This is a genomic window from Pseudomonas sp. Marseille-QA0892, assembly GCF_054950135.1.
Map to the genome: position 1 here is coordinate 2678303 of NZ_CM143104.1, position 21063 is coordinate 2699365.

The 21063-nt window shown below is 60.4% G+C and carries 21 protein-coding genes; 5 read left to right on the forward strand and 16 right to left on the reverse strand.

The genetic code is table 11. The annotated features are described in order from the left end of the window. Window positions 1–57 precede the first annotated feature (57 nt). On the forward strand, window positions 58–918 hold the full coding sequence (locus ACY8D3_RS12445) for an ion transporter (protein WP_462384361.1): 861 nt from the start codon (window positions 58–60) through the stop codon (window positions 916–918). Between the two features lie 167 nt (window positions 919–1085). Beyond that, entirely contained in the window at window positions 1086–2540 is a 1455-nt protein-coding gene (locus ACY8D3_RS12450; protein ID WP_462379089.1) for an SLC13 family permease, read from the forward strand. A 54-nt stretch (window positions 2541–2594) separates the two neighbouring features. Here ACY8D3_RS12450 and ACY8D3_RS12455 read toward each other — a convergent pair whose 3' ends face one another. Then, window positions 2595–3041, reverse strand: coding sequence for a hypothetical protein (locus ACY8D3_RS12455; RefSeq protein ID WP_462379090.1), 447 nt, complete (start codon window positions 3039–3041; stop codon window positions 2595–2597). A 213-nt stretch (window positions 3042–3254) separates the two neighbouring features. On the opposite strand from ACY8D3_RS12455, the gene fliK reads away from it, so the two are divergent. Next, a complete protein-coding gene (fliK, locus tag ACY8D3_RS12460; RefSeq protein ID WP_462379091.1) occupies window positions 3255–4763 on the forward strand; it encodes a flagellar hook-length control protein FliK in 1509 nt (502 codons plus the stop codon). Then, the gene (locus ACY8D3_RS12465; RefSeq protein ID WP_462379092.1) at window positions 4760–5086 is read left to right on the forward strand and encodes an EscU/YscU/HrcU family type III secretion system export apparatus switch protein; all 327 of its coding nucleotides are present in this window, start codon (window positions 4760–4762) and stop codon (window positions 5084–5086) included. Before fliK ends, ACY8D3_RS12465 begins: the two co-directional genes overlap by 4 nt. On the opposite strand, the gene ACY8D3_RS12470 is transcribed toward ACY8D3_RS12465, so the two are convergent. The 15 genes from ACY8D3_RS12470 to flhA form a co-directional block, all read right to left on the reverse strand. Then, complete coding sequence (locus tag ACY8D3_RS12470; protein WP_462379093.1) at window positions 5070–5513, reverse strand: rhodanese-like domain-containing protein; 444 nt, start codon at window positions 5511–5513, stop codon at window positions 5070–5072. The genes ACY8D3_RS12465 and ACY8D3_RS12470 overlap by 17 nt on opposite strands. A gap of 175 nt (window positions 5514–5688) precedes the next feature. Beyond that, a complete protein-coding gene (locus ACY8D3_RS12475) occupies window positions 5689–6090 on the reverse strand; it encodes a DUF2802 domain-containing protein (protein WP_462379094.1) in 402 nt (133 codons plus the stop codon). 1 nt (window position 6091) lies between these two features. Further along, entirely contained in the window at window positions 6092–6571 is a 480-nt protein-coding gene (locus ACY8D3_RS12480; RefSeq protein ID WP_462379095.1) for a chemotaxis protein CheW, read from the reverse strand. A gap of 76 nt (window positions 6572–6647) precedes the next feature. Continuing rightward, entirely contained in the window at window positions 6648–7571 is a 924-nt protein-coding gene (locus ACY8D3_RS12485) for a chemotaxis protein CheW (RefSeq protein WP_462379096.1), read from the reverse strand. 84 nt (window positions 7572–7655) lie between these two features. After that, the gene (locus ACY8D3_RS12490) at window positions 7656–8444 is read right to left on the reverse strand and encodes a ParA family protein (RefSeq protein WP_462379097.1); all 789 of its coding nucleotides are present in this window, start codon (window positions 8442–8444) and stop codon (window positions 7656–7658) included. Window positions 8445–8543: 99 nt separating this feature from the next. Then, window positions 8544–9347 carry a flagellar motor protein MotD gene (gene motD, locus ACY8D3_RS12495; protein ID WP_462379098.1) on the reverse strand — a complete coding sequence of 268 codons (804 nt, stop codon included), beginning with the start codon at window positions 9345–9347 and terminating at the stop codon, window positions 8544–8546. A gap of 19 nt (window positions 9348–9366) precedes the next feature. Continuing rightward, on the reverse strand, window positions 9367–10107 hold the full coding sequence (locus ACY8D3_RS12500) for a flagellar motor protein (RefSeq protein ID WP_462379099.1): 741 nt from the start codon (window positions 10105–10107) through the stop codon (window positions 9367–9369). Window positions 10108–10125: 18 nt separating this feature from the next. Further along, on the reverse strand, window positions 10126–11229 hold the full coding sequence (locus tag ACY8D3_RS12505; RefSeq protein ID WP_462379100.1) for a protein-glutamate methylesterase/protein-glutamine glutaminase: 1104 nt from the start codon (window positions 11227–11229) through the stop codon (window positions 10126–10128). Window positions 11230–11315: 86 nt separating this feature from the next. Beyond that, the gene (locus ACY8D3_RS12510) at window positions 11316–13604 is read right to left on the reverse strand and encodes a chemotaxis protein CheA (protein WP_462379101.1); all 2289 of its coding nucleotides are present in this window, start codon (window positions 13602–13604) and stop codon (window positions 11316–11318) included. An 81-nt stretch (window positions 13605–13685) separates the two neighbouring features. Beyond that, window positions 13686–14471, reverse strand: coding sequence for a protein phosphatase CheZ (locus tag ACY8D3_RS12515; RefSeq protein WP_462379102.1), 786 nt, complete (start codon window positions 14469–14471; stop codon window positions 13686–13688). 19 nt (window positions 14472–14490) lie between these two features. Beyond that, entirely contained in the window at window positions 14491–14865 is a 375-nt protein-coding gene (locus ACY8D3_RS12520; protein ID WP_188981319.1) for a chemotaxis response regulator CheY, read from the reverse strand. A 209-nt stretch (window positions 14866–15074) separates the two neighbouring features. After that, window positions 15075–15818, reverse strand: coding sequence for an RNA polymerase sigma factor FliA (fliA, locus tag ACY8D3_RS12525; RefSeq protein WP_462379103.1), 744 nt, complete (start codon window positions 15816–15818; stop codon window positions 15075–15077). Window positions 15819–15822: 4 nt separating this feature from the next. After that, window positions 15823–16644, reverse strand: coding sequence for a flagellar synthesis regulator FleN (fleN, locus tag ACY8D3_RS12530; RefSeq protein WP_462379104.1), 822 nt, complete (start codon window positions 16642–16644; stop codon window positions 15823–15825). A 75-nt stretch (window positions 16645–16719) separates the two neighbouring features. After that, window positions 16720–18045 (reverse strand): flagellar biosynthesis protein FlhF, encoded by a 1326-nt coding sequence (gene flhF / locus ACY8D3_RS12535; RefSeq protein ID WP_462379105.1) that lies wholly within the window; start codon window positions 18043–18045, stop codon window positions 16720–16722. A gap of 12 nt (window positions 18046–18057) precedes the next feature. Continuing rightward, window positions 18058–20187, reverse strand: a complete 2130-nt coding sequence (gene flhA / locus ACY8D3_RS12540) for a flagellar biosynthesis protein FlhA (RefSeq protein WP_462379106.1) — start codon at window positions 20185–20187, stop codon at window positions 18058–18060. 251 nt (window positions 20188–20438) lie between these two features. Here flhA and sodC point away from each other — a divergent pair, with 251 nt between their 5' ends. Beyond that, window positions 20439–20957 (forward strand): superoxide dismutase [Cu-Zn] SodC, encoded by a 519-nt coding sequence (sodC, locus tag ACY8D3_RS12545; protein WP_462379107.1) that lies wholly within the window; start codon window positions 20439–20441, stop codon window positions 20955–20957. Window positions 20958–21063: the final 106 nt, after the last annotated feature.

Sequence of the window (21063 nt, forward strand, 5' to 3'; positions counted from 1 at the left end):
GAACCCTCGCGGGCCCTGCCTTTCTGAACGGTTTTGGACAGCGGAACGGTCATGGACATGGAAACGCGTGCCGACAGCCTGCGCGCACGACTCAATACGATCATCTTTCACACCAGCACGCCCGCCGGCAGGGCGTTCGACCTGGGCCTGTTGATGGTGATCTTCACCAGCCTGCTCATCGTCATGCTGGACAGCGTCGAAGCCGCGCATGCGGCATATGGGGATCTCTTTGCCGCGCTTGAGTGGCTATTCACCGGCCTGTTCGCAATTGAGTACCTGCTACGCATTTACAGCAGTGACCGCCGTCGCGAGTACATCTTCAGTTTCTTCGGTGCGATCGACCTGCTTGCAATCCTTCCTGCGTTTCTGGCGCTGTTCTATCCGGACGCGCAGTATCTGCTTATCGTGCGCGTCATACGCATGGTTAGAGTCTTCCGGGTGCTCAAGCTTGTGCCTTACCTCAGCCAGGCCAATTTCCTGTTGGTTGCGTTGCGAGGCAGCCGGCAGAAGATTGTGGTGTTCCTGCTGGGGATCAGTACCCTGGTGACCGTCTATGGGACGCTCATGTACGTTATCGAAGGCCCTGCCAATGGCTTTACGAGCATCCCCAAAAGTATCTACTGGGCAATCGTGACCATGACGACGGTTGGCTTCGGCGACATGGTGCCGCAAACGCCCCTTGGACAGACGCTCGCCTCGCTCGTGATGATCACGGGCTATGCCATCATTGCAGTGCCCACCGGTATCTTCACTGCTGAACTGGCGAACGCAATGCGCCCGGAAGGCCTATTCCGCGACTGCCCTCGATGCGAAAAGCCTTTTCATGAGACTAACGCCAGTTTTTGCAGCCGATGCGGAAGCGCCCTTTTCCCGGATACCAAAGCGCCACACGCTAGCACACCAGATCCCTCTGCGTAGCTGACGTACATGCCGGCTGACACGGCGCAGCCGCTCTATTCCGCCGCCTCGAAACATCCGGAAAGCCGCTGGGCAGAACCCTACATCGATTCACTTGGTCCCACCATCAACTGTGGTGCGCCTGTTATCGCGCCCCGACAACAACAATGGATCAAAAGGACGAGCCGATGGCTGAAGTATCCGAAAACCGTAAGGATGGCATAGGCAAAGCTGCCGGGATCGGGCTGGTGCTGGGACCGCTCCTGCTGCTGACCTGCCTGCTGACCGAACCTCCAGGTGAATTGTCGCGGGAAGCCTGGAACACTCTGGGCCTCACGCTTCTCATGGCGACGTGGTGGTCCACTGAAGCGATTCCAATCCCCGCTACCGCGCTGCTGCCCATTCCGCTTATCCCAATGCTTGGGATAAGCGAACTGTCGAGCGCTACATCACCTTACGGCAACCCCACCATATTCCTGTTTTTTGGCGGTTTCCTGCTTGGGCTGGCCATGCAACGGTGGAACCTTCACAAACGCATTGCACTTGCTACGCTCGTTGCCGTGGGAAGCCAGCCGAAGCGGCAGATCGCAGGGTTCATGATTGCGACCGCCTTCCTCAGCATGTGGGTGAGCAACACAGCCACGGCAATCATGATGCTGCCCATCGGCATGTCGGTGATAGGCCTGTTGACTACAGAGGGCGACCGCGCTGAACAGCAGCGATTCGCGACCGCGCTTCTACTCGGTATCGCCTACGCTGCCAGCGTCGGTGGCGTCGCAACACTTATCGGCACCCCGCCGAATGCCATGCTTGCCGCTTTCTTGGACGAGAACTATCAGGTCCATATCGGATTTGGGCAGTGGATGTTGCTAGGCCTCCCCGTGGCACTGGGCATGCTGGTCTTCATCTGGTGGTGGCTGACCCTAGGCGGTTTCAAGCTCGAAGGCGGTGATAGCTCTACGGTCCTCAAGGAAGAAAAGGACAAGCTCGGCCCTTTGACCACAGGGGAAAAACGTGTCGGGATTGTGTTTTTCCTCGCAGCTGCCGCGTGGATTTTTCAACCGCTGTTAGCGAACGTGATCGAAGGCATCAGCGATACCAGCATCGCCATCATCGCGGCGCTGGCGCTCTTTCTTGTGCCGGTAGACATTCGCAAACGTGAATTCCTGATGAACTGGGAATATGCCACCAAGGTCCCGTGGGGCGTGCTTCTGCTATTCGGCGGTGGCCTTTCGCTGGCGGCTGCCATCAGTAGCTCGGGGCTGGCCGACTGGATCGCACAGGGCATGGAGGGCTTCGCGACGCTCCATATGCTGCTGATGATCGGCTTGGTCACCCTTGTGATCATTCTGCTGACCGAGGTGACTTCGAATACCGCCACGGCCGCTGCCTTTCTTCCGCTATTGGGGGCATTAGCGGTCGCACAAGGCCTGCCGCCTGAGCTGCTTGCCATTCCGGCGGCGGTTGCCGCGAGTTGCGCCTTCATGATGCCGGTCGCCACGCCGCCAAACGCGATTGTCTTCGGGACTGGCCAAATGAAGATTCAGTCGATGATAAAGGCAGGCTTCCTCATCAACCTGTTTGGTGTCGTATTCGTCAGCCTGCTTTGCTACCTCCTCATCGGAATGATCTGGGCACGCTGAAAACGCTTGCAACTGTGTAAAAAACCGAGGGCGGCATCTGCCGCCCTCGTCGCTTCAGAGATTACGCAAGCCCGGTGGCACGCTCGGCGGTGCAACAGGCTCCCAGGGGCCATCCGGACGTGACGACGACATCCATACGTCCCCTTGCTGTTGGTAATACACCCGCTCGCGGTAGTACAGCTTGCGCTCCGGCACCACATAAACACCTAGCGCATTATCCCAGCGAGCCGCAACATGGGGCGGCGGTGCAAACCGGGGTTGAACCGGGGTCTGCGCTTCCGGCGGCCGCGGCAGCGGCGATGGCTGTACCGGCGGCGCCTTGGGTATGGGCATCGGTGACGGCGTAGGCGCCGGTGTCGGTTCGACGGTTGGCGCGTCCGGGGCGTCGCGTCCGGCACAGGCCGTCAGCAAGGCGGCCACCACCAACGGTGCCAGCCCTTTCGAAAGCGTGAAGGTGGGCGAAAACGATGACCAGCCAGGCTGGGAAGATAAAACTCGCATGCATGATCTCCGACTTGATGGACAGCAATGCAACCCCGGGCTGCCTGCGTGCTGCTCAGACCCGCTTGGCCGGCTCGAATTCCGAATCACCGAAGCGGGCGTGCTCTACGTCGCATCGCGTCTAGACCAAATGCGTCCGCCATCGGTCAGGGGCATTCAAGATCGGTGCGCCTGTGCCGTTAAACCGACATCCACAACGAACTGGCCAATCGGATGACAGATATCGCTGCCGCGCGCGCCATTCCGGCATCCCCGGCACGGGTGCAAGCCGCCATGGTGGACATGGCGCTCAAACTCTCGCAGTCGCTCGACGGGGTGCTTGCGGCTGGCGAAAGTGCGGATGCGGAAGTTATCTCCGTCAAGGACCGGGGTCAGACCTTTCAGCTCGTCCTTCGGCTCACGCTAGACAATGGACGACAGACGACGGTCGAGGCCGAGAGCCCCCGCGTCTTGGCGCAAGGCACTGCACTTGCGGTCACAGCGCTCTCCCAGACCCGTCTGCTCGTGGCGCTGCAATCGACGAATACACAGCCTGTCAATCAGATCGACCTGGAACGCCTGCCTGTCGGCACGCTCATCCAGGGTCGCGTCGTTTCGAGCCAACCTGTCGCGCCTGGGGCAGAGCTCAACAGGGTTATCGTTCAACTGCTCGACAAGGCGATCGCAGGTAGCCGCCTCAACATCGAAACGCCGATGAGGCTGACACCCGGCTCATTGCTGACGGCGCGGGTGGATGCCAGCCAGTCGCTTACGTTCGTTCCGCTCAACAGCCTGCTCAACCAGTTGGACGTACAACAGCAACTCACCGGCCAACTCAACCGCCAGGGTTCGCTGGAGTCGCTCTTCGCTGCTCTGGGCCGCCCGGCAGGGGCAGTGCCGGAAGGCGTCCGTGCGGCAGCGGAAAAGTTGTTGGCCGATCTTCCCGATCTACGCCAGCTTTCCGATCCCAAAGGCGTGGCGAAGGCGTTGACGAGCAGTGGCGCGCAGCTGGAGTCGCGCCTCTTGGCCGAACTGTCCACCACCCAGGACTTGAAAGCCAATTTGCTGCGACTCGTATCGCAGTTGAGTCAGCAGACGTCTCTATCGCCGGATCTCTCCACTATCGGTGTGTCACAGGCCCTTCCCGGACTGCTCCGGAGTGCACTCGGCGCATTGGGACAAGCCGGCGCCAAGCAGATTGGCGAAGGCTTTCCCCTCCCCGCCCGCCTGCTCCAGTCACTTGAACAGAACGCCGACCTCGAAGGCCTCCTCAAGCTTGCTGCAGCCGCGGTTTCACGTCTGCAAAGCCACCAGCTTTCCAGCCTTGCTCAAACCATGACGACACCGGACGGCAACCTGCTTACCACGTGGCAAATGGAGCTCCCGATGCGGGACCGCCAAGACATCGTGCCGATCCAGGTACGACTGCAACGGGAAGAAGCCGCCCGAGAAGAACGGTCACAGGCGCGCGGTGAGATGGTGTGGCGCATCGAACTCGCGTTCGATATCGATCCGCTCGGTCCGCTGCAAGTGCAGGCGCAACTGATGCAGGGCGTGCTGAGCAGCCAGCTATGGGCAGAACGGCAGAAGACCGTACGCCTGATAGATGCCGAGCTCGGCACGCTTCGCGAACGGCTCGTCACTGCCGGGCTCACCGTCGGTGAGCTCGCCTGTAAATTCGGCGCACCGCCGCGCGGGCCTCGTGCTCGCCTCGAACAACGTTGGATAGATGAAACCGCATGAACAAACAGAGCACACGTCAGGCCATTGCACTGCAGTATGACGGGCAGACGGCGCCACAGCTCACGGCCAAGGGCGACGATGCGCTGGCTGAGGCGATCCTGGCACTGGCTCGCGAGCACGAAGTGCCGATCTACGAAAACGCGGATCTCGTTAAGTTACTGGCACGTCTGGAACTCGGCGACGAAATCCCTGAAGCCCTGTATCGGACGATCGCGGAAATCATCGCCTTCGCCTGGTACCTCAAAGGCAAGTTCCCGACTGGATTCAACCCGCTCGCGCCACAAGGTACAGGCGATATGCCTCTGCTCAGCGGCCCGCATTGAGCTGTAGCACCTCGCCCTGGGCGCCCTTGCCCTGCGGCAGGTCCGCCAGCATCCAGGAAAAATAACCGTCGCGGAAATAGAAGACGGTCTCGTATCCCCACTCAACGGCGAGCGCACTCGCGAGGGCGGCCGCCGGGCATACGTCGCTGTCACAGTAGATCACAAGCGGCACGTCACGAGGCCATTGGGGATCGGCAAGCCCGGCAAAGCGCCCCATCAGGTCAAGATGCACCGCGCCATGCACATGGCCCCAACGCCAGGCCTCGGGTGAACGCACGTCGATGAAAACTGCGCCGAGATCATGCAACCGCTTGGCCTGATAGACATTGACGGTCATCGCGCCGTCGATCTGCTCAGGCGCTTCGGCCGCTTGGGCCGTCTGCGCGGAAAGCGCGAAACAGAACAACAGTGGCAACCAGAGTTTCATCGCAACCTCCCGCCGACATGTGCGGCAGTGAACCCACCGCCTTGGCGCGGTTCGGGAGAACGGTCTCCCTGAAAATATGGAGGGATATATCGATCGGAGGGTTCCGCGTCGGGGGGACTGCAGAAGGGGTATGCCGACGGCATCGGACGACCGTTGCAACAAGCCAGACAGGCGGCTACTTCGAACGCCGTCCCTTGTGGAGCTTCGAGACCAGTTCGGCTTCAGCCTGTGAAAGCCCGCATGACTGCGTCAGGTCATCGACACTTGCGCCCATGCCCACGAGACGCGCCGCCTGGCTAAATGAAAAGTTCGCGGGATCGCGCTGTTCGATTTGAGTGATCTTGTCCGGAATCGGCGCAACGGTGCGCCGCAGTTCCTGCAGTTCTTCGCCCATGCGTACACTGCCAGCCAGATAGGTATCCAGCCGCTTCGTCAGTTCCTGTATGCGTTGATCACGCGCAGCATCGCGCTCGGCCTGCTCGCGTACCAGTTTCTGCTGATTCTGCATCAACCAGTAGCACGCGCCGCCGAGCCCGAGACAAAGCATGATCAAGGCGCCAAGGGCTGCCTCGATCAACTCAGATGCTCTCCAGCTCCGACCACTCTTCTTCGGTCATCATCTTGTCGAGTTCGACCAGGATGAGCAGCTCGCCGTTCTTGTTGCATACGCCCTGGATGAACTTCGCAGACTCGTCGTTACCAACGTTCGGCGCGGTTTCGATTTCCGACTGACGCAAGTAGACCACCTCGGCAACGCTGTCGACCAGGATACCGACGACCTGCTTATCCGCTTCGATAATCACGATCCGGGTGTTGTCGGTGACCTCGGCGTAATCCAGCCCGAAGCGCTGACGCGTGTCGATCACGGTGACGACGTTCCCGCGCAGGTTGATGATCCCCAGCACGTAGCTCGGTGCACCCGGAACCGGTGCGATTTCGGTGTAGCGCAGCACTTCCTGAACCTGCATCACGTTGATGCCGTAGGTCTCGTTATCGAGACGGAACGTCACCCACTGCAGGATCGGGTCTTCGGCACCATGTCCAGACGTCTTCTTCATCGCCTTGCCTCGTCATTCACCGCACAGGGCGGCAGTCAGATCATTGTAGTCGCGCGTACCGTAGAGCCGCGCAGCGTTATCGTATGGCCGCCAGCCCCTTGGCATGGCGGATTGCACCGCTGGCCAGCAGGTCGGACAGCGCCGCCATGTCCAGCAACGCACACATATGTTCGACGACAGTGCCGGCAAGCCAGGGGCGCTGGCTGCGCTGACTGCGCCACTTCACTTCACGTGGATCCAAGCGGACCGAATGGCTGACATTGTGAACTGCCACGCCCCATTCGCAACCCTGAACGGAAATCACATATTGCAGACCCTCGCGAAAATCGTCCCGATAGCGCTCAGGCATGACCCAACGAGCGGCGTCGAGCACTTTCAGGTTCCCCGATTGGCTCGGCAGGATGCCCAGAAACCAGTCCGGCTGGCCGAACAGCGGCGTCAGCTCGCGGTCACCCAACGGATAGATCGATCCTAGGCAAACCAGCGGCGCTGCAAGTGTCAACCCTGCGACGTCGAAGAGCAGACATTCGAAAGGTTCCTCGCCCCACGCCGGCGGTCCGCTCTGAACAACGGGCGGCGGCGGCACGTCCCGATTGGGCTGTATGACAGCGACGGGCTCGACAGGGTCTTCAACCGCCACTTCGACCATCGCTTCGTCCGTCACGGTCGGCTCGGCGGATATGGCTGCTACGGCCCACTCAGCCTGGTCCAACAACGGGACTTCAGGAAGCGCGATGGTCTCGGCGACCTTTAGTACGGGTGCCTGAAGCACAGGCGAAGCGACTTGCACCGCCACAGGCGGAGTTGCCAATGCGGTCTGCATCGCCGGCTTTGCCTTGGCCGAATCTCGCTGTTGCTCCTCACGAACAGCCGCTTCGAATTCCTCGGCCGAAACACTATCGGCCAGTTCAATCTGGGCGTCCTGCAGCAGGGTATCCAGATAGGACTGAATGGCCAGCTGAGTGCGTGTCGCAGTGGCAGTGGCAGTGTTATGGCTCATGACGAACGCCCGGATGAAATTGCTGTACAGCCTATCGGCATGAAGGTCTGGATTCTTGAGGGCTCGGCAAACAAATTCATGCCGTTACGCCACTTGCGCAGCCGTTTGCTGCGCCAACAGAAACTTGAGCAGCGCGCGATAAGCGATAACGCCGCGGCTGTTCGGGTCGTTGCGCGAAGGCGTCAAACCAGCCCGGCTGGCGTCGCGCAAGCGAGTGTCAATCGGGATGTAGGCCTGCCAGAGGTGTGCAGGATAGCTTGCCTGGAGGAGCTTGAGCGTACTCATCGAGGCCTGGGTCCGACGATCGAACAGTGTCGGCACGATGTGATACGGCAGTGGCTGACGCCGCGACCGATTGATCATGGCGAGCGTGTTGACCATTCGTTCCAGCCCCTTCACTGCCAGAAACTCGGTCTGTACCGGAATGACCAACTGTTGGCTAGCGGCCAGCGCATTGACCATCAGCACGCCCAACAGCGGTGGACTGTCGATGATCGCATGGTCGAAATCTCCCCAGAGCTGGGCGAGGCTCTTCGAAACGACGAGGCCCAATCCATTTTGCCCAGGCGACTGCCGCTCGAGGGTTGCCAATGCGGTACTCGACGGAAGCAGGGAGAGACGTTCGTGGCTCGTGCCGAGCAGTAAACGATTCGGCAAGCCTTGCGGCACCTGCCCCTGATGCAGGAACAGGTCATAGGTGCTGTGCTCCAGCGTATCCGGATCATGGCCGAAATAACTCGTCATCGAGCCATGCGGGTCCAGGTCAACGATGAGGACGCGCTTGCCGGCATCTGCCAGCAGACCCGCCAGTGCGACTGACGTAGTGGTCTTGCCTACACCACCCTTCTGATTGGCAACAGCCCAAACTTTCATTGACGTTCGATCCTCCCGGCCATGTCGCACCGGTACCGTAGGCCGCAGGGCCACGACGTGAAATTGACGGGCGCACTGTATAGGCGCCAGGTTTGCGAACTATTTAGCAGTTTGCGTGCCACCTGCTGAGGCAGCAGGCTGCGACGTCGGCCCGGCGCGGTGGGCATCGGTGTCACGTGAAACCAGCAACACCACACGCCGGTTACGGGCTCGCCCGGCTTCGCTGGTATTGGCCGTTACCGGCTGGAATTCACCGTACCCAACCGCCGCCAGCCGACTTGGCTCGATACCATTATCCGCCAGCAACCGAACAATGCTCGCAGCACGGGCCGCCGACAGTTCCCAATTCGTAGGGTATATGGGGCTATGGATGGGTACGTTGTCAGTAAACCCTTCAACCTTGATGGGATTTTCGAAGGGCCTAAGGATCTTGGCCAAGCGCTCGACGATGCCGAACGCCTCGTTACGCGGCAAAGCATCGCCACTCGGGAAGAGCAAACCAGAGCTCAGCTCGATCTCGATCCACATCTCGTTTCCACGGACGGTGAATTGACTGTCAGCGATGAGATCGGCGAAAGCGCTTCTTACGCGCTCGGCAATCTGCGAAAGCGTATCGCCCGGCTGCGAGCCGCTTTCAATGTCCGTTGACGTAGGGTCCGGCTCGGTCGTACGTGGTCGTTCGTCGCCAATCGGGATGGGTCTGATGGAACGGTCTGGCTGATTGAAGACACCTGTCAGGCTTTCGGTAAGGATCTTGTACTTGCTCTCGTTGAGCGAAGAAATGGCGTACATGACGACGAAAAAGGCGAACAGCAGCGTAATAAAATCCGCATACGAGATGAGCCACCGCTCGTGGTTCTCGTGTTCCTCCTGCCGCCTGCGCCGGCCGCGTGGCGACCTCATGGAAGCCTCTTCATCGCGTCTACTCCATGAAGCCTTGCAGCTTCAGCTCGATCGCGCGGGGATTCTCTCCTTCGGCAATTGAAAGTATGCCCTCCAGCAGCATCTCCCGGTATTTCGACCGACGCAGTGCAACGCTTTTGAGCTTATTACCTATGGGTAGGAGGATGAGGTTCGCGACTGCGATCCCGTATATGGTCGCTACGAAGGCAACGGCGATCCCGCCGCCCAGCTCGCTAGGGTCAGCCAGGTTGGCCATCACATGGATGAGCCCCATAACTGCGCCGATGATACCGAGCGTAGGTGCGTAGCCACCCATGCTCTCGTACACTTTAGCCGCTTGTACATCCCGGTCTTCCTGGGTGTACATGTCGACTTCCATGATGGATCGGATGGCCTCAGGCTCGGTCCCGTCGGCCAGCAGCTGAAGCCCCTTGCGGGCATAGGGATCCGGCTCGGCATCCGCGAGCGGCTCAAGCCCAAGCAGCCCCTCCTTGCGAGCCGTCAGACTCCAGCCGACCACACGCTGGATGCCACCAACAAGATCGAGCCGAGGCGGAAAGAATATCCACCCGAGCATCGTGAGAGCGCGTTTGAACACGTCCATCGGGACTTGCAGCAGAATGGCCCCGAGCGTGCCACCAAGAACGATCAAGGCGGCTGGGCCATTGAGCAGGGCCAGCACGTTCCCACCTTCGAGGAAGTTGCCACCGATGATCGCAACGAATGCCAGGATCAGGCCGATCAGACTCAGCACATCCATTGGCCGTGTTCCTTATGCTTACAGGCAGGCTTCGGAGATGTGGCGACCGATGTCATCCAAGCTGTAGACCGCATCGGCAAGGTTGGCCTTCACGATGGCCATCGGCATACCGTAGATGACGCAACTGGCCTCGTCCTGCGCCCACACCTGGCTTCCCGCCTGTTTGAGCATCCGCGCACCTTCGCGGCCATCGGCGCCCATGCCAGTGAGCACCACCGCGAGCACCTTGTCTGCATAGGAGCGTGCGGCCGAACCGAAGGTTACATCTACACACGGCTTGTAATTCAGGCGCTCGTCGCCGGGCAGAATTTTCACGACGCCGCGCGCATCGACCATCATCTGCTTGCCACCTGGCGCAAGCAAAGCCAGACCCGGACGAAGATGATCGCCGTCCTCGGCTTCCTTGACGCTGATTCGGCACAGTTTGTCGAGGCGCTCCGCGAACGCCTTGGTGAACGCCGCCGGCATGTGCTGGATAAGCACGATCGGAGCCGGAAAATTGGCAGGCAGTTGCGTTAGCACACGCTGAAGTGCAACCGGGCCGCCCGTAGACGTGCCGATCGCCACCAGCTTGTAGGCCTTGCGCTTGGGCGCAGGGCTTGCCGGCGCATGAGCAGGCCCGGCCTGTGACGACGCAGGTGTAGGCGAGCGGGTAGGCGCATGTGATGGCGCAGCTGCCGACGCCGGTGTAGATGGCGAAGATGAAAAACTACTAAACCGACGGTTTGCGCGAGCAATCGTATGTATCTTCTCGCACAGCAGTGATTTCACCTTCTGCGGATTGCGTGAGATGTCTTCGAAATTCTTGGGCAGATAGTCGACGGCGCCGGCATCCAGCGCATCGAGCGTGACCCGGGCGCCTTCGTGCGTCAGCGACGAGAACATCAATACCGGGGTGGGGCTACGCTGCATGATGTTACGGACGGCCGTAATGCCATCCATCATCGGCATCTCGTAGTCCATCGTGATGACGTCCGGCTTCAACGCCTGCGCCTGTTCGATGGCTTCACGGCCGTTACTCGCCGTGCCGACCACTTGGATGTTGGGGTCCGAGGACAGAATCTCGTTCAGACGCCGGCGAAAGAAGCCGGAATCGTCCACCACCAGAACCTTTACAGGCATACGCACTCCTGACAGGCCGTGTACGTCTCATCCACGGCAGGCCTCACGGCCGATTGAATCTTCGCCTAACAGCCTGACGCACCGCCTCAAAGGCGGCGCGCGTAGTGGTTTAGCATGCTCGGAACATCCAGGATAAGCGCGATACGCCCGTCACCCGTAATCGTTGCCCCCGACATGCCCGGCGTTCCTTGAAGCATCTTGCCTAGCGGCTTGATCACCACTTCTTCCTGACCTACCAGCTGGTCTACTACGAAGCCGATCCGCTGCGTACCGACCGAAAGAATGACGACGTGTCCTTCATGCTGCGGCTCGTTATGATTTGCACCGCGAATCAGCCAGCGCTTGAGGTAGAACAGCGGCAGCGCCTTGTCTCGAACGATCACCACTTCCTGGCCGTCGACGACATTGGTACGCGATAGATCAAGGTGGAATATCTCGTTGACGTTGACCAGCGGGAAGGCGAAAGCCTGATCCTGCAGCATCACCATCAGTGTAGGCATGATCGCAAGGGTCAGCGGCACCTTGATGACGATCCGCGAACCTTGCCCCTTCTGCGAGAAGACGTTCACGGTGCCATTGAGCTGCGTGATCTTGGTCTTCACCACGTCCATGCCGACGCCGCGACCGGAGACGTCCGAAATCTCGGTCTTCGTCGAAAACCCAGGCGCGAAAATCAGGTTGTACGCTTCGAGATCGGTCAGGCGGTCGGCAGCATCCTTATCCAGTAGGCCTTTTTCCACGGCCTTGGACTTGAGGACCGCGGCGTCCATACCCTTGCCGTCATCGGTGATCATCAGAAGGATGTGGTCGCCCTCCTGTTCCGCAGACAGCACGACGCGCCCAGTACGGGACTTGCCAGCAGCCTCGCGCTCCTCAGGCGATTCGACACCGTGGTCTACCGCGTTTCGCACAAGGTGAACCAGCGGGTCTGCCAGTGCCTCGACGAGGTTCTTGTCAAGGTCGGTCTCTTCACCAACCAACTCGAGGTTGATCTCTTTCTTCAGATTGCGCGCGAGGTCGCGAACGAGGCGCGGGAAGCGACCGAAGACCTTCTTGATTGGCTGCATGCGGGTCTTCATGACCGACGTTTGCAGGTCGGCTGTCACCACATCGAGGTTCGAGACCGCTTTTGCCATCGCCTCGTCGCCGCTGTTCAGGCCAAGCCGGACCAGACGGTTACGCACGAGCACGAGCTCGCCAACCATGTTCATGATCTCGTCGAGGCGCGCCGTATCGACCCGTACGGTCGTTTCGGCTTCGCTCGCGACGGGCTTCTCCGCAGGCGGAGCAGAGGCCTTCACCGCCTCTGCTGCACGTGCGGGAGCTGCCACAGATTTTGCAGTACTGGCAGGAGCCGGCGCCGGCGCAGGCTTGGAGGCCGGGGCTTCTGCCTTCGGTGGTGTCACCGTCGCTGCCGGTACGGCTGCCGCAGGTGCCGGCTTAGCGGGCGGTGCGGGCGGCGGTGTTACGGCCGTCGGCTCGAATTTGCCCTTACCATGCAGTTGGTCCAGCAGCGCCTCGAACTCATCATCGGAGATGTCATCAGTGGCAGCCGCAGGGACCGCTGCGGGAGCGGGCGTTTCGACCTTGGTCGGCTCAGCCTTGGGCGGGTCGCTCGGCCCACTGAACTGACCCTTGCCATGCAACTGGTCAAGCAGCGCTTCAAACTCATCATCGGTGATTTCGTCACCCTGCCCGGCCGGTGTAGCGGCGGCCGGCGCAACCGACGCAGCTGCAGCGACAGGCGCAGGCGCTTCGACGAACTTGCCCTTGCCATGCAACTGATCAAGCAAAGCCTCGAATTCGTCGTCTGTGATTTCGTCGCCGCTGGCAGGTGCCACTGGCGCGGCAGCGGGCTCATTACCCAGCGCGCCCATCAAGGCGTCGAATTCGGTATCGGTAATATCTGCCGACACCTGAGCGGCTTCGGGTTCAGGCTCCGGAGCGACATCGGCAATGGGCGCAGGAGCCGGTTCGTCCGCACTGGCTGGCTCTGCCAGACGTGCAAGCGCGGCCAGCAGAGCGGGCGATGCCGGCGTCGGCTCGCTCCGCTCACGGACCTGCCTGAACATCTCATTGACGGTGTCCAGGGCCTGCAGGACCACGTCCATCAATTCGGCATCGACGCGGCGTTCGCCCTTGCGGAGGATGTCGAAAACGTTCTCTGCGATGTGGCAGCATTCGACAAGCGCGTTGAGCTGCAGGAAACCTGCGCCGCCCTTGACGGTGTGGAAGCCGCGGAAAATCGCATTGAGCAAATCCATGTCATCTGGACGGCTCTCGAGTTCGACGAGCTGTTCAGACAGCAATTCCAGGATCTCGCCGGCCTCTACCAGGAAGTCCTGGAGGATTTCTTCATCGGCGTCGAAGCTCATTCGTGTGCTCCCCAAGGGCGTATCGCCATGATCTTTCGTTAGGTGGTCGCCAGGCAGGCGCCGAACCAGCAAGCGGGCTCGTCAGAACCCGAGGCTGGACAACAGGTCGTCGACATCATCCTGATTGGAAACGACGTCTTCCCGTTTATCGGCATGAATCTGCGGACCTTCACCCTGAGATGATTTTTTCTTTTCAGGTGCCTGAACAGGCTCCGCCGGCTCGTGCCGCATGCCGGTGTAGCGGTCCACCTTGCTCGCCATCAACATGAGCTTGAGCAGGTCGCTCTCGACCTTTGTGATTAGCTGCGTCACGCGCTTGATCACCTGGCCGGTCAGGTCCTGAAAGTCCTGCGCCAACAGGATGTCATTGAGGTTTCTGGACAGCTGGTCGCTATCCTGCAAACCGCGAGACAGATAATTTTCAATACGCTTGGCCAGCTCACGAAATTCGTCGGCGCTCATTTCGCGACGCATGAAGCGCTGCCAGTCCGCCATGAGGCTCTGGGACTCGTAACTGATGTAATTCACCAGCGGCGCGCTTTCTTCGACCAGATCCATGGTCCGGTTGGCCGCTTTCTCCGTCATCTGTACGACGTAGGAAAGACGATCCGTTGCATCGGAGATCTGCGAAAGCTCCTTGGCGTGCTCTCCGCCGCCATCAAGCTGCAGGCCGACAATGGCGTTATGCAGCTCACGCGTCAGCTTGCCAACCTCATGATAGACATGGAGGTCTCGTGCCTTATCGAGCCGATGGATGAGAAGAACCGCTTCGCTGAAGTCGCCAGATTCAAGGCTGGAGACCAACTCGCGCGCATGCTGTTTGAGGGTCGATTCGAAATCGCCCGTCTCTGAATCATTTTTTGCCATGACGCCCTCGCGGCCCGGATCAGCCGTTGACCCGTTCGAAGATCTTGTCGATCTTTTCTTTCAGAACCTGAGCCGTGAACGGTTTCACGACGTACCCGTTCACTCCGGCCTGGGCAGCCTCGATGATCTGGTCGCGCTTGGCCTCTGCGGTCACCATGAGCACTGGGAGCTGCTTGAGTCGATCGTCCGCACGCACGGCGCGCAGCAGATCGATACCCGTCATGCCAGGCATGTTCCAGTCGGTTACCAGGAAGTCGAAGTTACCGCTCTGCAGCATTGGCAGTGCAGTCGTACCATCATCCGCCTCGGCGGTATTGGTGAAGCCCAGATCACGCAGCAGGTTTTTGATGATGCGCCTCATCGTGGAGAAATCGTCCACGATAAGAATCTTCATGTTCTTGTCCAAATCGGCCTCCGTACAATCGCCATTACGCCCGATGTCGGGCCGCGCCATTCTATCGTGGAACGTGCTGGCCTCAGCCAGCTCGCCCTTTCAAACATAAGGCTCTTCTTGGTGAAGAAGAGCCCTTTGGAACATATCGATGATCAACGGGCTGACACATACTCCGCCGTCCTGCCAACCCGCGCTTTGAACCTTGCCCCTCAGCGTGCTCGCCACTCACCCAGACGTGAGCGAAGACGCGCCGCACACTGGCTGTGGAGCTGACTGACCCGCGACTCACTCACACCGAGCACCTCGCCGATCTCCTTGAGGTTGAGCTCCTCATCGTAGTACAGCGCCAGCACAAGGCGTTCGCGCTCGGGCAGGTTCGAGATCGCGTGTGCCAGTGCGGACTGGAAACGCTCGTCTTCCAGCTCGCGGGACGGTCCCTGGTGGGTCGTCACATGGTCTTCGTCGTCGCCGAACTCGCCTTCCTGCAGCAGATCATCGAAGCTGAACAGGCGGCTGCCCTGCGTATCGCTGAGAATGCCGTAGTACTCTTCAAGGCTCATATCTAATTCGGCCGCAACTTCCTGATCTTTAGCGTCGCGTCCCGTTCTTGCTTCGACGGCGCGAATCGCATCGCTGACCATGCGGCTGTTGCGGTGCACCGAACGCGGTGCCCAGTCGCCTTTGCGGACTTCATCCAGCATTGCGCCCCGGATGCGGATCCCGGCGTAGGTCTCGAAACTCGCGCCCTTGCCGGAGTCGTACTTCTTGGCTGCCTCGAGCAGGCCAATCATGCCGGCCTGCATAAGGTCTTCCACCTGTACGCTGGCCGGTAGGCGAGCCAGCAAGTGATAGGCAATCCGCTTGACCAGCGGCGCGTAGCGCTCGATGAGCTGATGCTGCGAATCCTTCGCTTGGGCTTTGCTGTACATACGAAGTCCACTGGCTGCTGACATGGGATTAGCCCGCTACGGGTTGTTGCACAAGACGTTCGACGAAAAACTCGAGGTGGCCGCGGGGGTTGGCCGGCAAGGGCCAACTGTCGACCTTCTGAGCGATCGCCTTGAACGCGAGTGCGCATTTGGATCGAGGAAAGGCTTCATAGACTGCCCGTTGTTTCTGTACCGCCTTGCGTACCGATTCATCGTAGGGAACGGCTCCCACGTACTGCAGCGCCACGTCCAGAAAACGGTCCGTGACCTTGGTCAGCTTAGCAAACAGATTGCGTCCTTCCTGCGGGCTGTGAGCCATGTTGGCCAGCACGCGGAAACGGTTCATTCCAAAGTCGCGGTTAAGCAACTTGATCAAAGCGTAGGCGTCGGTGATCGATGTAGGTTCGTCACAGACGACAACCAGCACTTCCTGCGCGGCGCGCACGAAGCTGACGACCGCATCACCAATACCGGCAGCGGTATCGATTACAAGTACATCCAGGTTCTCGCTGATTTCGCTGAATGCCTGAATCAGGCCCGCGTGCTGCATCGGCGAGAGATGGACCATGCTCTGCGTGCCCGAGGCGGCCGGTACGATACGAACGCCACCGGGGCCCTGGAGCAGAACATCGCGAAGATCGCACTCGCCGGCGATGACATCCGCCAGCGTACGCTTGGGTGCCAGACCCAGCAGGACGTCGACGTTGGCCAGGCCAAGGTCGGCGTCGAGCAGCATCACGCGGCGGCCGAGATCGGCCAGGGCCATCGAGAGGTTGACCGACACGTTCGTCTTGCCGACCCCGCCCTTTCCGCCGGTTACCGCGATGACCTGTACAGGGTGCATGCCCATGGTTCTGCTTACCTATTCTCAGTGTGTAGCACAGCACTCCAGAGAGGCTGTCGTGTCGTTTCTGGGCTGCCGGGTTTAACCGGCCCGGCGGCCGCGGTTCTGGTACAGACCGGAAAACATCTCGGCCATCACATCTTCGCTGGGCTCCTCGGCCGCCTGCAGGCTTACTGCGCGGCTAACGATCTGGTGCGAGCGAGGCAGTTGGATGTCCTCGGGAATCTTCGGCCCGTCTGTAAGATAGGCTACCGGTAGCTGATGCCCAATTGCCAGCGCCAAAATTTCGCCGATGCTTCCAGCTTCATCCAGCTTGGTCAGGATGCAACCAGCCAGCCCACAACGCTTGTAACCATGATAGGCCGCTTTCAGCACCTGGCTCTGGCTGGTAGCCGGCAACACCAGGTAACTGCGTGCGTTAATTTTCCGACTCGCTAGTGAGTCCAGTTGCAAACGCAGTGCCGGATCATTCACTGGCAGACCAGCGGTATCGATCAGCACGACGCGCTTCTTGGCCAGCGGCGCCAGCGTTTGCACCAGCGACACGCCTGGGTCGACCTGCACGACCGGTACGTTCAAGATACGGCCAAGGGTCTTGAGCTGCTCCTGCGCGCCGATCCGGAAGTTGTCCATGCTGACGATCGCGATGTTTTGTGAGCCGTACTTAAGCACATAACGCGCCGCCAGCTTCGCCAATGTCGTCGTCTTTCCGGCACCTGCCGGGCCGACGAGTGCAATCACACCACCCGCTTCCAGGGGCTCCTGCTCGCAGGTACGAATGCCCTGGGCGAGGTAGGCAAGTACCAGGCGCCAGGCCTTACGGCCGTCCGCGATGTGTGCCACTTTCTCCAGCAATCGGCGGGCGAGTTCGGCCGGCAGACCCATGCGCTGCAGCCGACGCCACATCGCGGCCTGCTGTGGGCGGGCATTCTGCATTTGCGTCCAGGCAAACGAGCCAAGCTGCATTTCGAGCAATTCGCGCAAGCCGTTGAGTTCGCTGCGCATGGCGTCCAGTGCGCGAGAATCTGCGGCTGGAGCTGATGCAGCGGGTGCTCTTTCGGACGCCTTGGGCTTGACTGGCGCGGCAGCAACCGTTGAGGCCGGAAGCTCGGGCGCGATCAGCGATTCATTCGCAAACAGCTGGCGATCCTTGGCGGGTGCCTGCTCGCGGCTCGCCAGATCGGCATGCGCCGAGGCGATCTTCGCCTGAGTCTTGCGCAGCTCCGCTTCGAGCGCCGGATTGGACCGAGCCGGTTGTGCCGGCATCTGGTAATCGACAGCGGCCGTCAGCTCGACGCCTCCCGCAACCTTACGGTTGCCGATGATGGCAGCATCGGCGCCCAGCTCATCACGAACCAGCTTCATGGCGGTACGCATATCGGCGGCGAAGAAGCGTTTGACTTGCATGGCCTATTGACCTCAGTTCTGTCCCACGGTGGCGACAATGGTGACTTGCTTGTTGTCCGGAATTTCCTGGTATGCCAGCACGTGCATGTTTGGGACCGCGAGGCGAGCGAACCGCGAAAGCATCGCTCGGACGGGGCCGGCTACCAGCAGTACCGCTGGCTTGCCGAACATTTCTTGACGCTGTGCTGCATCTACAAGGGACCTTTGCAACTTCTCTGCCATTCCGGGTTCGAGAAGGATTCCTTCGTCAGCACCCTGTCCGGCTTTCTGCATGCTGCTGAGCAATATCTGTTCCAACCGCGGGTCTAGGGTGATCACAGGCAGCTCCGGCTCTAGTCCCACAACGGTTTGCACGATCGAGCGGGCCAGTGCGACGCGAACGGCAGCAACCATCGCGGCGGGATCTTGACTCCGCGCAGCAACGTTGGCGATGGCCTCGGCAATGGTGCGAATATCCCGCACGGGGACCTGTTCCTGCAGCAACGCCTGCAGAACCTTGAGGAGAGTAGAGAGCGACACCATGCCCGGTACCAGCTCCTCCGCAAGCTTCGGCGAGCTCTTCGCCAGAAGTTGAAGCAGTTGCTGGACTTCTTCATGGCCCAACAGCTCGTGGGCATGCTTATGCAGTACCTGGTTCAGGTGAGTGGCGACAACCGTGCTGGCGTCGACGACCGTGTATCCCAGCGATTGCGCCTGGTCCCGCTGATGGACGTCGATCCACACTGCCTCGAGGCCAAACGCCGGATCCTTGGCAGCGATGCCGTTCAACGTACCAAATACCTGACCAGGATTGATGGCCAGCTCGCGATCCGGGTAGACCTCGGCCTCGGCCAGGCTGACGCCCATCAGGGTGAGGCGATAGGCATTGGGCTGCAGGTCGAGATTGTCACGGATATGGACCGAAGGCATGAGGAAGCCCATTTCCTGAGACAGCTTCTTGCGGACGCCCTTGATACGCGCCAGCAGCTGGCCGCCCTGGTTGCGGTCCACCAGCGGAATCAGACGATAGCCAACTTCGAGGCCGACCAGATCGACCGGGGTCACGTCGTCCCAGCCGAGCTCCTTGGTTTCCTGAGCGCGCTGAGCCGGAAGCAGCTCCTGCTGAGCCTTCTGCGCTTCCTGCTGCTTCACTTCCACTTCTTTCTTCTGCTGGCGCTTCCAGATGAGCCAGGCGCCACCGGCAGCCAGGCCACCGAGGCCAATGAACGGCAGGTGCGGCATCCCCGGGACCGAACCCATGACCAGCAGAATCGCAGCCGCAACGGCCAGCGCCTTGGGCGAGGCGAACATCTGGCGGTTGACCTGTTGGCCCATGTCTTCGGATGAGGAAACACGGGTCACCATGATGGCAGCCGCAACGGACAGCAGCAGCGACGGGATCTGGGCAACCAGACCATCACCGATGACCAGCAGCGCATAGATCTTCGCAGCATCGGCGAAGGACAGGCCGTACTGCAGAACACCAATGCCCATGCCGCCAAGCAGCGTCACGAACATGATCAGCAGGCCGGCAATGGCATCACCCCGAACGAACTTGCTTGCACCGTCCATCGAGCCGTAGAAGTCGGCTTCCTGCGCAACGTCGGCACGACGAACCTTGGCGCTTTCCTGGTCGATCAGTCCAGCGTTGAGGTCGGCGTCGATCGCCATCTGCTTGCCGGGCATCGCGTCGAGGGTGAAACGCGCGCTGACCTCAGAGATACGGCCGGCACCTTTGGTTACCACGACAAAGTTGATGATCACGAGGATGGCGAACACGACGACACCCACGACGTAGTTGCCGCCGATCACGACCTCACCGAACGCCTGAATCACCTTACCGGCGGCATCGTGGCCTTCCTGACCGTGCAGCAGCACCACACGCGTCGAGGCAATGTTCAGCGCGAGGCGCATCAGTGTCGCGACGAGGAGAATGGTCGGGAACACGGCGAAGTCCAGCGGTCGCAGCGCGTACACGGCCACCAACAGCACAACGATGGTCAGCGCGATGTTGAACGTGAAGAAGATGTCCAACAGGAACGTCGGCATCGGCAGGGTCATCATGCCGAGCAGGACCAGTACCAGCAACGGAATACCAAGATTTCCGCGGCCCAGGGTGATGGCACCGTTACGAACATTACCTATCAGAAGCGATCGGTCCACTTGCTCTCCTCGTGCGGCCAAGCCGCTGAACGATCTTTTGACGCTGCAGCGTCGTCTGCCGTCGGTTTTGCAAGAAGAGGTCCAACTTTGAAAAACGCTCGCAATCGCTCGCTCAAGTACGATCGGCCGTTTGGATCTGGAAAATGCTTGTTACGACTCGCAGGAAAGTCTGGAGCGAACGCGACGTCCCGCGACCGGTCGGAAATTGATGTAGCCGGCGGTTCGCCGGTCCGCTTACCGAGGAGATCCCGATGAAACGATGGATGCTCGCGTTGGCCGGCTGTGCCGCGCTGACAGCCAATGCCGCCGAGACACGCGTCACGCTGCATGAGGTGGACGATAAAGGCGTCAATCAAGCGGTCGGCACGGTTCAGATCACCACCAGCGAATACGGCCTCGTGTTTACGCCAGACCTGAAGGGCCTTGAGCCCGGCATACATGGCTTCCACATCCATACCAAGGGCAGCTGCGACCCCGCTGAGACCGATGGCAAGATGACTGCAGCCGGCGCCGCTGGTGGCCATTGGGACCCGAAGAATACCGGCAAGCATGGCTTCCCATGGGGTGACGGGCACTTAGGGGACCTGCCAGCCCTGTACGTCACGAATGACGGCCAATCTACCCAACCGGTCCTCGCGCCTCGTATCAAAACGGCTGAGGAAATAAAGGGACTCGCGCTGATGGTTCACGCCGGTGGCGACAACCATGCCGACCATCCCAAGCCTCTCGGCGGCGGCGGCGCCCGTGTGGCGTGTGGTGTCATCGAATAAGCTGGGCTCGTTAACGCGAACGTCAAGGCCCGATTGCGTGGTATGACGTTCGCAGTTGCACCGCCATCTGCTATCTGTTTCCTGCTGTAGGAGTCACATCGATAGC